We start from the raw sequence: 12037 nt of genomic DNA, 5'->3' as shown, positions 1-12037 counted from the left end.
TGTCCGTTATTTCTTATTTAATTGGTTTTTTCTGTCATTTCCAAAACGCTCTTTTAGCTTATGCCAAGCTTGCAAAATCATCTTGTTAACACTTCGATATAGACTGTGTGAGATTTGGGAGAAGGTAAATACGTTGTAATAGAGCGTGATAATGAGGACGTAGAAAATGATTCGTCCCAAAATTGAATGGGCAAAGAAGAAAATATCGGCGCCAAAAAAGTGAACGAGCATAATGACACTCATCAAACGAATCAGGTTCGCCACGTAAATCCAGATTACCCCAACAATAACGAAAAATGCCTTTTCAAACCGATTATAGAATTGGTAGAAAAACAACCAAACTGACAAAGGCCGTTGTTTCAATAATGCCGGAACACTCATAATCAATCATCATCGTGACGGGTGACGTCGAATTATAAACGTAAATTGCAAGAACAAGTTAGCCAGTCGTTGAGGACAATCCCAGAACAGGCCGTTATCAAATAGAAGTTGTGGCGCTAGAGAGACTACTGGGCCATGCGGCGAACGCGCCGAGCTTCGGCCTCAAAGTTTTGCTGGGGTGTGCAGTAGCCCTGTTGTTTGCGAGGCAACTGATTCAAGCGGTCTTGCGTGGCCTGCACTTGACTAGGGCTAATGTCATCTAGGGACATGCCCTTAGGGAAGTCCTGGCGGATCATCCGGTTATGTGCCTCGTTGGTGCCACGGTCGCAGGACGTGTAAGGATGGGCGTAGAAGATCTCAGTTTCCGTCCCAGCAAAAGCAGTATTTAAGGCGGTGAACTCGGGTCCGTTGTCTGCTGTGATGGTCTTGATGCAAGCTCCCCATTCGCGCTTGATTCCACGCAATGCATAGCTCACAGAGTCTGCATCTCGTCCTTCGATCAAGCGGAGAAGTTGGCAACGGGTCTTGCGCTCAATCAGAGTCAAGATGACGCTCTCCTTGCCATTGCGTTTACCGACAATGGTATCCATCTCCCAGTGACCGAACTGCCTGCGTCGTTCAACGACCTTAGGCCGTTCCTCGATACTGCGGCCAGCCAGGCGCTTAGCCTTGGTGTGGTGCTGGTGAGAGGTCTTCCGCTTAGTCTTCTCCAACAGGTCGATATTTCGAATCTCTAGGCGTTGGTCGTCAATGTACTGGTACAAAGTCGAGGCACAAACAAGCTCTTCAGGAGTAAACAGCTTGTGTCGCTTGGCATAGCCGATTGAAGCATCCGGCGACCATTTGTCCTGCTTAGCTCGCTGTACGTACCAGGCTAAGAAGACCTGTACACTGGCGAACTTGTCAGGACGATGGCAGCTCAAGCGTGCAGTCTCGTAACGTGCCTGAGCAGCCTCTGGTAGGTATTGTCGATGGTAGACGCGCTTGCCATTACTCTTCTTGACCTGATCTACTGTACCTCGCTTGATTTCATTATTAATGGTCTGTGGGCAGACGCCAATTTCAGCAGCAATCCAACGATTGGACTTCCCAGCTTGGCGGAATCCGGCCACTTTTCCGCGCTCGAGTGATGTTAAGTGCTGACCTTTTTGGCGGTGTGTGCTATCCTGTTTCTGCATCAAGACAACATCCTCTTCCATTGTTTGTGTAGGAACTTCAATGATACAGGATATCTGTTCTTGATGTTTTTTATTGTCCAAAAAATTTTGAGACAGTGGCTAACTTGATTCTAAAATGCGCGTATTTTTAAGTTCCCAATTTTGTGCTGCAATTTGCACTGCATCCCACGGTGAGCCAACGGGAGGAGAATATGATAAATCTAAATCACTAATATCGGAAACGGTCATATCATTAAAAATAGCTGTTGCAAATATATCGTTTCGTTTAGCAACCTCGCTACCATACCAACCCACTAATTGTGCGCCTAAAAGTCGGCCTGTGTTTCGATCACCTGTAATTCTAATTTTAATTTTATGAGCCCCCGGAAAATATGCCTTATGATCATCCACCTCAGCTGTTACTGTTAGCGGTAAAAATCCAGCTTGTTTAGCTTCATTCTCCAACAAACCTGTACGTGCCACCACTAAATCAAACACTTTCAGCACCTGTGTTCCAACACTCCCTCTGAAAGCATGTGATACTCCCGCAACACTGAAGCCAGCCACTCGTCCTTGCTTATGAGCAGTGGTTCCTAACGGCAAATATGTCGTTCCTAACAAATGATGTTTGGTCTCTATTAAATCGCCAGCAGCCCAAATATCAGATAACGATGTCTTCATGTGTGAATCAACTTTAATAGATCCGGAAAATCCAATCTCAGCCCCAGCTTCAACTAACAAGTCTGCATTTGGCGTTACACCAACAACTACAAGAACCAAATCAAAATGAGAAATTGTCTCTTCAAGGTTTTCGTCTATTCCAGTCACCGTAACGATTCCGTTGCTTTCATTAATTTTGGAAATTGTTTGCCCGGTGACGACGTTGATTTCATTTTCAACAAATTTTTCATGTACGAGTTGACCAAAATCAGGATCAACCGTTGATAATATTTCAGCGCCCCGTTGAAAAATAGTAACCGCTAACTGGCGCTTTTTCATTGCCTCCGCCATTTCAATTCCAATATATCCAGAGCCAACAATTGCAACGTTTTGCACCTCTTTTGTCGACAGCTTCTCTTCAATTGTAAAATAGTCCGCCATCGTATGCAAAACTCGAATGTTACTTGCCGATTGTTGAACGTAAACCGAGTCAATGCCAGTGATACCTGATAATTTTGGCTTTGCCCCAGTTGCAACCACTAGGGAATCATATCGAAAAGTGAGTGATTCACCATCTGACGTGTGAGCTAGCACTTGATGTTTGCTTGAATCAATTTTGTCAGCGGTTGTGTTCATTTGAAACTCAATTCCGTTTGAGGTTAATTCTTTTAAATTTCGATGTGCTAACGAATGCCAATCTGGCACCTCTTTGCTAATGGCATAAGGTAACCCACAAATTGATAAATTTGGATATTCATCAGCTAACAGCACTTTAATTTGTAGCTCAGGCTTAAGCTCTTTGGCCTTTAAAGCAGCAGAAATTCCAGCATCACTGCCGCCGATGATTAATAGATTTTCTGTATTGGTCATTTAATTAATCCCCTTCAAGTTGATTATTGCACCTTTACTCGGCTTAAATTCTGTTGTAAATAATTAGAAAATTCTGTTAGAGTTGGATAATTTTTCTGCTTAACTATTTCTCCATCAAGCAATGTCACCGGTAAAATGTCAATTCCGTAATTTTCATCTTTTATGTCTCCTATTCCCTTTTTACCCAAAGAAACTCAGTGAAATCCACAATCCCAACAAGGTAATGAACAAAACGGGAATGGTGATAGTGATACCAATTTTAAAGTAAGTTCCCCAAGCAATTTTGACACCCTTTTGCGCCAAAACGTGTAACCAAACCAACGTTGCCAATGAGCCAATTGGCGTAATTTTCGGTCCTAAATCAGAACCAATAATGTTGGCATAAACTAATGTTTGATGCATTAGCCCAGTGACGTTTGCCCCCTTGATGGATAGTGCATTAATCATGACGGTTGGCATGTTATTCATTGCCGACGATAAAAATGCCGCCAAATAACCCATTCCCATGGTCGCAACAAACCGACTACCGGAAGCAATCCAAGCAATAGCACTTGCAAGTAGCGCAGTCAGCCCAACGTTTTGAAGGCCGTAAACAACAACGTACATCCCGATTGAAAAGAAGACGATGTTCCACGGGGCTCCCTTGATAACAGTTCTCGCATCGACATGTGGACTTCGTTGACTCACAATTAAGAAAATAAAAGCAATCGTGAGCGCAACAAAGGATACTGGAATATTGAAAATACTACTACTGAAGTAGCCAATCAATAATGCCGCAAGGACAACCCAGGAAAATTTAAATAACCCTAAATCTTTAATAGCCGATTTGGGATCCGCTACTTGGCTGACGTCGTAGTGCTTCGGTAACGCTTTACGGAAGTACAAATATAAAATGCTGACGCTCGCAATTAGTGAGAAAAGATCTGGAATCCACATGCGTAACACATATTCAGGAAATCTGATGCCGAAGAAATCAGATGAAACAATATTAACTAAATTGCTGACGACTAAGGGCAACGATGTTGCATCAGCAATAAACCCGCTGGCAATAATGAACGGAAAAATCTGTTTCTCATCGAAATGCAGTGCGCGAACCATGGCCAAAACAATTGGCGTCAAAATCAAGGCGGCTCCGTCATTCGCAAATAAAGCAGCAACAATTGCGCCTAACACGGCAATTAAAATAAACATTCGCACTCCATGTCCATTTGCTAATCGTGCCATATGTAATGCTGCCCATTCAAAGAAACCAATCTCATCCAAAATAAGTGAGATTAAGATAATGGCAACAAAGGATAGCGTGGCATTCCACACAATTCCAGTGACGGTTCCAACATCCCTAAATGTCACCACTCGGAATAGTAATGCTAAAATTGCGCCGCCAATCGCTGCCCAGCCGATTGATAACCCCTTTGGCTGCCAAATTACAAAAAGTAACGTCAATAAAAATATAAAAACTGCAAAGAAGACTTGCATAACTCCTCCTAATCACCAAGATCAGGGATTTTTTCCCTGATCTTTAGTCTTTTTTTTAATAAATTAGATTTTTAAAAGTTTATCCTCAAAATTGGGTTGCCACTGCTCAACGGCAAAGTGATTATTCGAAATATCCTTCACCTTTTCAATCCATTCTAGTTCATTTTGGGCACGAGCTTGTAAAAATGGATTAGTTGTTTGTGTCGCCAGCATACTTTGATTAACCACCCACCAGGTATGAGCCATATGTGCCCGATTCAAGTCATCATTTAGCCGCATCGACTCATATACCGGTGTTGTTTCTGGCAAAGTTACCATCACAATCTCTGTTTGATCTGGATCTTGTAAGCGTGGCAATAAGTCAACAATTGATTGTGGAACACCGCCAGCACTCCGATTTACTTCTTTTGCATAACTTTGTGTTGAATCTAATAACAATAGTGTGTGTCCCGTTGGTGCGGTATCGATGACAACGACATCACTATCATCTTGCGCGACAATATTGGCGAAAGCACGAAACACCGCAATTTCTTGGGTGCAGGGTGATCGTAAATCCTCTGCCACATAGTCTACATCGTCCGAATTCATTGTTGCTCGCGCATTTTCCATAACTTCATCCTGGTAATCTTTTAAAACCCGCTTTTCATCAATATGACTAATGGTAATTGCTGGATCAGCAGTTTTAAAGAAATTCAAATGATCTGCTGGATCAGTAGTCGCCAAATGAACCGTTTTATTTTGAGCAACCAACTTTTTCGTAATTTGAACGGCAACGGTTGTTTTGCCAACTCCTCCTTTACCCATCGTAAAAATAATTTTCTTATCAGTTGCTACTAAATCAGCAACAATTTTATCAAGGGTGGGATACTGATAATCATAGACTTCTACAGATTGGATATCAGGTTGTTTAGTTTTTAGTAGCAATCGAATCTTATCTAAACCAGTCACGTTATAGGCACGCAAAGGTACCTCGGACATAGGATAATTTTGGAGCAGATGAGGAAGGTTCGCTAAATCAGCCTGTTGCTGTTCAAATATAGCCTGCGAAGCTTCATCATTATGAGTTAGCAGGGTTCCGTTCACAATGACTTGCTGGTGTTTCATACCCATATCAGCCAATTCCCTAGAAGCTCGTGCCGCCTCTATAAAGGAAGCTCGTTGTGGTCGTGTGACCAACATTAGCGTCGTTAAATCTGGATTATTCAGTGTTTCAACGGCCTTAGCATAAGTTGCCTTCTTCTCACCCATACCAGCTAACTGGCCAAGGCAAGATGCCCCGCGATCATTTTTATCTAGGTAATCACTCCAAGCCGATGGTAATTGAAGCATCCTAAGGGCGTGACCCGTAGGCGCTGTATCAAAAATAATATAGTCAAATCGCTTAGCAATTTCCGGACTAGTTAAAAAGTTGGAAAATTCGTTAAAAGAAGCAATTTCAACTGTACACGATCCCGATAATTGTTCTGCCATATTCTTAAGTGCAGCTTCAGGTAAAACGTTACGGTAAGGTCCAATGACACTTTCTCGATATTCATTAGCTGCAACCACTGGATCGAAATTAGCGACATATAACCCCGAAACATTCTTAATTGACTTAGGTTTATTGGTTAGCTCAGTTTCAAAAACATCTTGTAAATTACTGGCAGGATCAGTAGAAACCAACATAACTTGATTACCGTCATCAGCGAGTTGAACTGCCGTTGCACTAGCTGTCGTCGTTTTCCCTACACCACCCTTACCGGTGAAAAATAGGTAATGCGTTAAGTTTTCATTCTCTGGAACATACTTTTGCATCATTTTGTTCCTCCTGAATTTAACAATTTATTGATGTTTAATATATTCACACTCATCTATATATCAAACAAAAAAATATTGGTTTAACCTCTATTCGTTGATGTAAATGCAAGGCCGGTGTAATCAGATAATTCAGCCGTTGTTGGATAGCTGCCTGTTTTAACAATTTCACCATCAATTTCGGTAATCGGCAAAGCTGAGTCTGCGTTAATTTGGATTTCAGCTAAGATTTCTGGCCGTTGTGTAAATATTTTTGGATTTTGACTGAGGTTGTAACGTCTTGCTTCGATGCCTGCATCTTCATTTAAAGCCTCAAAAGCAGAGGTAATTCTTAATAAATCTTGATTGACAGAAGGGCCACAAACCCCTGTAGCACAGCACATAGCCGGTTCAAATAATTCAATCTTTTTCATTAGTAAGTACGCCCTTTCTTGAATCGTTTTCTTGAAGTGGCCCATCATCACACACGCAATGCTCACTCGCATTTAAAAGCGTATCCGTATCCCGTTTAAATAGGTCAATAAATTCTGGCCTCAAAGTGTAATGTTGCCACTTGCCTTCTTTTCGTGCACTGATAATCCCAGCAGCCTGTAACACCTTCATATGGTGGGAAAGTGTTGGCTGAGTGAAATCAAAATGATCTAGAATGTCACAAGCACATAGTGAACCACACGAAAGCAAATCGATGATCTTTAATCGGTTTGGATCTGCCATCGCCTTGAGCATCTGGCCGTAATTTTCGTAATTCATGATAGTCTCCTTGCTGTATAGATAGACGTCTATACGTTAAATATAGATCATCATCTATATGTTGTCAATCTAAACAATATTAAAATAATGACATATAGTCGTTTTTTGTCATATCTGTCATACTTTCTTAAAATGCATGATATATGTGGGTAATGTGCAGCTGTTAGTGTGGTTAATGTTGATTAAATCTAAAACACAGGAGCGTATCTATTTTGAAAAAATTAGTAACGAGTATCATTGCAACTACCGCAGCGGCTTTAGGCCTATTCATTGCCGGCACAACAAGTGCTTCCGCAGACACCACTTACACCGTTAAGGCTGGCGATTCTGTCTGGGCAATCTCACAAAAATACGACACAACGATTAACCACCTTGAAAAAATTAACAGCATTGAGAACCACATGATTCATCCAGGTGAAAAATTATCAATTGATGGCAAAGCAACTGCAAAAAAGACCACAACTGCTAAGACAACAACTAGCTCAACAAAGACAACTACCTCTTCAAGTTCAACATCTTACACTGGTAGCAACTTAAAGAGCTATGTTTTAAGTCAAATGGAATCACGGACTGGCGTTTCTTCATCAACATGGAACACCATCATCACTCGTGAATCAAACTGGCAACCAACTGTTCGTAACAGTTCTAGTGGTGCTTATGGTTTATTCCAAAACATGCACATTAGTAGTGGTTCAGTTGAAACACAGGTTGACGCAGCTGTTGCACTTTACAATGCACAGGGCATGTCAGCTTGGGCACTTTAATTTAAATCGTCACTTTAGAGCAATTGGCTGATGAGGCTGATTGCTTTTTTTATTTCAAAATTTAATGATGACCTTTCCATTTGCTGATCCCTTTCGCACTAGATTCAAAGCCTCATTAATATCCTGGATTTTAAATTCTCGTGGATTAACGGCAGGTTTGATGTCATTTTCTTCAATTATTTTTGTGATTTCTCGAAGTTGATTCCCATCTGCACGGACAAAAATAAATCGATATTCCACATCGCTTTTCTTGGCTAATTTATCTATTTTTGAACCGACCAGACTAAATAGGAGTTGTTTCCACCAAGAAAAATGATTTGAAACAGCAAACTGCTTATTCGGACCCGCTTTCAGCGACACAAGTTTTCCACCCGGTCTAAGGACTGAAAGCTCCCGCTCGATTTCATTTGCGCCAAGTGTGTCGATGACATAATCAACATCAGATACTAACTCCCAATAGTTCTCTGTTTTATAATTAAGGTAAGTGTCGACGCCCATCGCCAGCATTTCTTCCTTTGCTCGCCCGCTTCCACTCACAATCACTTTTAATCCCATGGCTTTTGCAATTGGAACCGCCATTTGGCCAAATGAACCAGATCCGCCTGGAATAAACACGGTCTCACCGGATTGTGCGCGAAGTTCTTCATGGAACGCCTGATAAGCAGTTAGGCCTGTCAAAGGTGCTGCTGCAGCTTGATCAAAATCTAAATTCTGGGGCATGTGCCAAATTGCTTGCGCATTAACGGCAACATAGTCAGCAAATCCGCCAATCTGGGACGCTGGTAAACGCCCATAAACTGAATCTCCCTTTTTAAACTCAGAAACAGCTGCACCCACTTGGTCCACGATTCCTGAAATTTCATTTCCGAGCGTCTGGGGAAATTTATAATCCTGAATTAATCGAATACTTCCAGACATAATCAACATTTCAAGCGGGTTCACTGCGGCCGCCTTAACTTTGACCCGAACCTCGTTTGCCTTAATACTGGGAACTGAAATTTCATTGACATCAACATCTATTTGTTTTGAATATCGACTAATTTGAGCTGCTTTCATGCTGTACCTCCAAATGGCATCATTTTAAAATCTGGGTCGAGTATATCGAACTAAGTAACAAAAATCAAATATTGTTACCTTTTCTGCTATAATCCTTTTAGGAGGAAAAATCTCATGCAAACGACAAAAGAAAAATTAATTGCTGCAACGCAAACGCTCATTCAAGAAAAAAATAGTACCGACGTTCGCCTAACCGAGGTTGCCGATCGGGTTGGCATCACCCATGGTGCAATTTATAAACACTTTAAAAATAAGGGAGCCCTGCTAACCGACGTCGCACTGGACTGGTTTAACACCACAATCATCCAGAATATCCATTTATCAGATGACCCTCAACCACCAAAATCCTTGTTACACGAGTGGCTGTGGCAATTCGTCAATGCAAAAAAGCAAGCATACCAGGACACTCCCGGAATGTTTGCTTTAAATGCGACGTATGTTGAGGCTGATCCTCACATTTTAAAATTAGTGCTCCTTGACTCCATGAAGTTCATTGATCAGTTAATGCAATTCAACGACCCCAAACTTCGAAAATCCGAAGCAATCCTGGCTTCGTTTTCTGTGTTTACGTTGCCCAGTTTCAAGTCAACCTGGACCTCACTCGACTATCAGGAACGGTTTGAGGTGCAGTGGCAACTGATTGAGGCTGGTCTTTAAAATAGGGGTTCTGCAATTTACGTTTAGTTGATTGATGCTAATTTCCTTATAACTTTTGCTGGAACACCACCAAGACTTTTGCATCTGTATTCTCCCCCGTTTGTCCCTCATCTAACTTCGATTTAGCTAGTCTAATGATGCTCTTTACTGAATCCATGGCGACTTAAATAAATCACCGTTGCCAAAATCAACACCACTGCCCCAACAATTACCGACACCCTTGTATCTGGATTAATGAACATGAAAACCACAATGACCAATAATGTCGCAAACGCAAAATAATTGGAAAATGGGTAAAGGGGCAATTTGAAGGGGTGTTCAACCATTATTTCAGGATTATTCTTTCGGAATCGTAATTCAGCTAAGAGAATCACAAACCATGGTACCATCCCCGGTAAAACTGAAGAACTAAAGACAACCACAAATAGATTGGCGGTCGATTTACTATAGATGGACGCCACCATATCAATGATGAAGCCAATCAAAATTCCACCGGAAATGCCCAAAATGGCAGCGTCAGGCACGATTCTTTTTGAAATACGCCCTAATATGCTGGGCGCATCACCTTCATGGGCCAATTTAAAGAGCATTCGACTTGAAGAATAAATACCCGAGTTAGCACTCGACAGTGCCGCCGTTAGCACAACAAAGTTAATCACTGAGGCTGCAGCTGTAATGCCAACCTTCGCAAAGGTTGACACAAATGGTGATCCAATCGAACTCAACTGGTTCCACGGATAAATGGTGACGATGACGAAAATAGCCCCCACGTAGAAAATTAAAATCCGAAATAGCACCGACTTAACTGATTTAACGATGGCTTGCTGCGGGTTGGCCACTTCACCAGCAGAAATTCCAAGTAATTCAATTCCTTGATAAGACCCAACCACAATTGACATTGAAAACAAGAATCCTTTTGCGCCACCAGTAAAGAATCCGCCATGACTCCAAAGGTTGCTTAAACCAACGGGGTGACCCCCATTTCCTAGGCCGAAGAAAATAACCATGAAGCCCAACAAAATCATCAAAATAATGGTAATAATTTTGATCATTGCGAACCAAAACTCTAACGAGCCATATGCCTTTGCACTTGCAAGGTTAGCAAGTACTAGAAACCCCAGAATGACAATTCCGGATACAAAAGAATTAATGTTGGGCCACCAATATTTCAAATACTCAGTCGCCGCAACTACTTCCGACATCCCCACAACAATATACTCGAAAACGTTGGCCCATTTGGCAAGATAACCTGCTAATGGGTGGACATATTCCGTGGCGTAATCTGCAAATGACCCCGTTCCCGGGTTCACATAAATCATCTCACCGAGCGCTCTCATCACGATGTAGAGGATGACCCCCACAAACATGTATGACAGTAAAACTGAAGGTCCGGTCCATTTGATGGTCGAACTGGAACCCATAAAAAGCCCCACACCAATGGCACCACCCAAAGAAATCATTTCCATTTGGCCGGCCGTCATTGTGCGGTTTAATGCGGGGGCCTGATTCGTACTCTTTTTCATTAGTTATCTCCAATTTCATCTATGTAAAGTTTGTTGCCGCCTACAGTTTTAGGCTAGTTGTTATTATAGCATTTATGAAATATCATGAGAGAATAATTAGAGAAAGGATGACAATTCCGCAGAATAACCTATACGGCGGGAATGAGACGGAGATTGATATTATTGATTTAAAAATAACACCAGAATTGGGGTCCATTTTACAAACTGGTAAGGGGTATTATCCAGCCTACCATATGAATAAAGAGCACTGGATAACGGTGGATCTTTCGGCCATTGATAATTTTGATCAATTGGGCGGAATGATTGACGATAGTTATGAGTTAACTCGGTAACTTCCTATTAAAGTTTACTTTTTGTTGCATTTACAACAAAGATGACTTACACTAATGACTAGTTTATTGATAGGGAGTTGTGTCACATATGGCCATAAAAATAAGAAAAGTAACAGTTGCAGATTTATCGACCTTAAAAGAAATCAGTATCAAAACATTTACGGATACATTTGGTAAACAGAACACCGCAAAAAATTTACATGACTATCTGGAAGAATCCTATAATGACGGCCAATTAAAGCAGGAATTAGAAAATGATGATTCGGCATTCTACTTCATCTTTGTTGATCACCAATTGGCAGGTTACCTAAAAGTTAATTCTGACAACGCTCAAAGTGAGTCAATGGGTGAAAATCATTTTGAGGTTGAACGGATATACATTTTACCTGCATTTAAGCACTTCGGATTAGGGAAACAACTCATAAACTATGCAATCAAGCTCGCCAAAGTGGCCAACAAACAAGTCATTTGGTTAGGAGTCTGGGAGCGTAATTTTGCTGCACAAGGATTTTATAATCATCTCGGATTCCAACGGATTAGTGAGCATTCATTTTACATGGGAACTGATCCACAAACGGATTATATTCTGGAAAAGAGCATTTAACTTATCTACATTT

14 protein-coding genes are annotated in these 12037 nt (G+C 41.4%); 4 read left to right on the top strand and 10 right to left on the bottom strand.

The features are described from left to right. Window positions 1-6 precede the first annotated feature (6 nt). From FGL90_RS06395 to FGL90_RS06360, 8 genes are all read right to left on the bottom strand, one after another. Entirely contained in the window at window positions 7-381 is a 375-nt protein-coding gene (locus tag FGL90_RS06395) for an archaeosortase/exosortase family protein (protein ID WP_225423030.1), read from the bottom strand. 125 nt (window positions 382-506) lie between these two features. Then, a complete protein-coding gene (locus FGL90_RS06390; RefSeq protein WP_010620018.1) occupies window positions 507-1559 on the bottom strand; it encodes an IS30 family transposase in 1053 nt (350 codons plus the stop codon). A gap of 99 nt (window positions 1560-1658) precedes the next feature. Next, window positions 1659-3068 (bottom strand): FAD-dependent oxidoreductase, encoded by a 1410-nt coding sequence (locus FGL90_RS06385; protein ID WP_147657396.1) that lies wholly within the window; start codon window positions 3066-3068, stop codon window positions 1659-1661. A 23-nt stretch (window positions 3069-3091) separates the two neighbouring features. Then, window positions 3092-3196 (bottom strand): arsenic metallochaperone ArsD family protein, encoded by a 105-nt coding sequence (locus tag FGL90_RS10575; RefSeq protein ID WP_263862601.1) that lies wholly within the window; start codon window positions 3194-3196, stop codon window positions 3092-3094. Between the two features lie 52 nt (window positions 3197-3248). Then, entirely contained in the window at window positions 3249-4544 is a 1296-nt protein-coding gene (locus FGL90_RS06375) for an arsenic transporter (RefSeq protein ID WP_147657394.1), read from the bottom strand. Between the two features lie 63 nt (window positions 4545-4607). After that, window positions 4608-6338 (bottom strand): arsenical pump-driving ATPase, encoded by a 1731-nt coding sequence (gene arsA / locus FGL90_RS06370; protein ID WP_147657903.1) that lies wholly within the window; start codon window positions 6336-6338, stop codon window positions 4608-4610. An 83-nt stretch (window positions 6339-6421) separates the two neighbouring features. Further along, a complete protein-coding gene (arsD, locus tag FGL90_RS06365; RefSeq protein WP_010620209.1) occupies window positions 6422-6751 on the bottom strand; it encodes an arsenite efflux transporter metallochaperone ArsD in 330 nt (109 codons plus the stop codon). Then, entirely contained in the window at window positions 6738-7088 is a 351-nt protein-coding gene (locus FGL90_RS06360; RefSeq protein ID WP_010620210.1) for an ArsR/SmtB family transcription factor, read from the bottom strand. The genes arsD and FGL90_RS06360 overlap by 14 nt, the downstream gene beginning before the upstream one ends. Window positions 7089-7300: 212 nt before the next feature. Here FGL90_RS06360 and FGL90_RS06355 point away from each other — a divergent pair, with 212 nt between their 5' ends. After that, window positions 7301-7852 (top strand): LysM peptidoglycan-binding domain-containing protein, encoded by a 552-nt coding sequence (locus FGL90_RS06355; protein ID WP_010620211.1) that lies wholly within the window; start codon window positions 7301-7303, stop codon window positions 7850-7852. A 54-nt stretch (window positions 7853-7906) separates the two neighbouring features. Here FGL90_RS06355 and FGL90_RS06350 read toward each other — a convergent pair whose 3' ends face one another. After that, window positions 7907-8908: an NADP-dependent oxidoreductase gene (locus FGL90_RS06350; RefSeq protein WP_147657392.1), complete on the bottom strand. Its 1002-nt coding sequence runs from the start codon at window positions 8906-8908 to the stop codon at window positions 7907-7909. Window positions 8909-9022: 114 nt separating this feature from the next. Between FGL90_RS06350 and FGL90_RS06345 the strand changes: the two genes are divergently transcribed. Continuing rightward, the gene (locus tag FGL90_RS06345) at window positions 9023-9565 is read left to right on the top strand and encodes a TetR/AcrR family transcriptional regulator (RefSeq protein WP_147657390.1); all 543 of its coding nucleotides are present in this window, start codon (window positions 9023-9025) and stop codon (window positions 9563-9565) included. A gap of 131 nt (window positions 9566-9696) precedes the next feature. On the opposite strand, the gene FGL90_RS06340 is transcribed toward FGL90_RS06345, so the two are convergent. Further along, a complete protein-coding gene (locus tag FGL90_RS06340) occupies window positions 9697-11088 on the bottom strand; it encodes an amino acid permease (RefSeq protein ID WP_010620214.1) in 1392 nt (463 codons plus the stop codon). A gap of 107 nt (window positions 11089-11195) precedes the next feature. Between FGL90_RS06340 and FGL90_RS06335 the strand changes: the two genes are divergently transcribed. Further along, window positions 11196-11420: an MmcQ/YjbR family DNA-binding protein gene (locus FGL90_RS06335; RefSeq protein WP_187240405.1), complete on the top strand. Its 225-nt coding sequence runs from the start codon at window positions 11196-11198 to the stop codon at window positions 11418-11420. An 88-nt stretch (window positions 11421-11508) separates the two neighbouring features. Next, window positions 11509-12024 carry a GNAT family N-acetyltransferase gene (locus tag FGL90_RS06330; protein ID WP_010620215.1) on the top strand — a complete coding sequence of 172 codons (516 nt, stop codon included), beginning with the start codon at window positions 11509-11511 and terminating at the stop codon, window positions 12022-12024. Window positions 12025-12037: the final 13 nt, after the last annotated feature.

The organism is Secundilactobacillus malefermentans (assembly GCF_008033155.1).
Taxonomy (GTDB): Bacteria; Bacillota; Bacilli; order Lactobacillales; family Lactobacillaceae; genus Secundilactobacillus; species Secundilactobacillus malefermentans.
Note: the sequence above shows the minus strand (reverse complement) of the source record. Positions and strands in the feature narration are given on the sequence as shown.

Excerpts from the sequence above, each read along its gene's own strand:
- FGL90_RS06395 (WP_225423030.1), bottom strand. The coding sequence starts at position 381 with ATGAGTGTTCCGGCATTATTGAAACAACGGCCTTTGTCAGTTTGGTTG.
- FGL90_RS06390 (WP_010620018.1), bottom strand. The coding sequence starts at position 1,559 with ATGCAGAAACAGGATAGCACACACCGCCAAAAAGGTCAGCACTTAACA.
- FGL90_RS06385 (WP_147657396.1), bottom strand. The coding sequence starts at position 3,068 with ATGACCAATACAGAAAATCTATTAATCATCGGCGGCAGTGATGCTGGA.
- FGL90_RS06375 (WP_147657394.1), bottom strand. The coding sequence starts at position 4,544 with ATGCAAGTCTTCTTTGCAGTTTTTATATTTTTATTGACGTTACTTTTT.
- arsA (WP_147657903.1), bottom strand. The coding sequence starts at position 6,338 with ATGCAAAAGTATGTTCCAGAGAATGAAAACTTAACGCATTACCTATTT.
- arsD (WP_010620209.1), bottom strand. The coding sequence starts at position 6,751 with ATGAAAAAGATTGAATTATTTGAACCGGCTATGTGCTGTGCTACAGGG.
- FGL90_RS06360 (WP_010620210.1), bottom strand. The coding sequence starts at position 7,088 with ATGAATTACGAAAATTACGGCCAGATGCTCAAGGCGATGGCAGATCCA.
- FGL90_RS06350 (WP_147657392.1), bottom strand. The coding sequence starts at position 8,908 with ATGAAAGCAGCTCAAATTAGTCGATATTCAAAACAAATAGATGTTGAT.
- FGL90_RS06345 (WP_147657390.1), top strand. The coding sequence starts at position 9,023 with ATGCAAACGACAAAAGAAAAATTAATTGCTGCAACGCAAACGCTCATT.
- FGL90_RS06340 (WP_010620214.1), bottom strand. The coding sequence starts at position 11,088 with ATGAAAAAGAGTACGAATCAGGCCCCCGCATTAAACCGCACAATGACG.
- FGL90_RS06335 (WP_187240405.1), top strand. The coding sequence starts at position 11,196 with ATGACAATTCCGCAGAATAACCTATACGGCGGGAATGAGACGGAGATT.
- FGL90_RS06330 (WP_010620215.1), top strand. The coding sequence starts at position 11,509 with ATGGCCATAAAAATAAGAAAAGTAACAGTTGCAGATTTATCGACCTTA.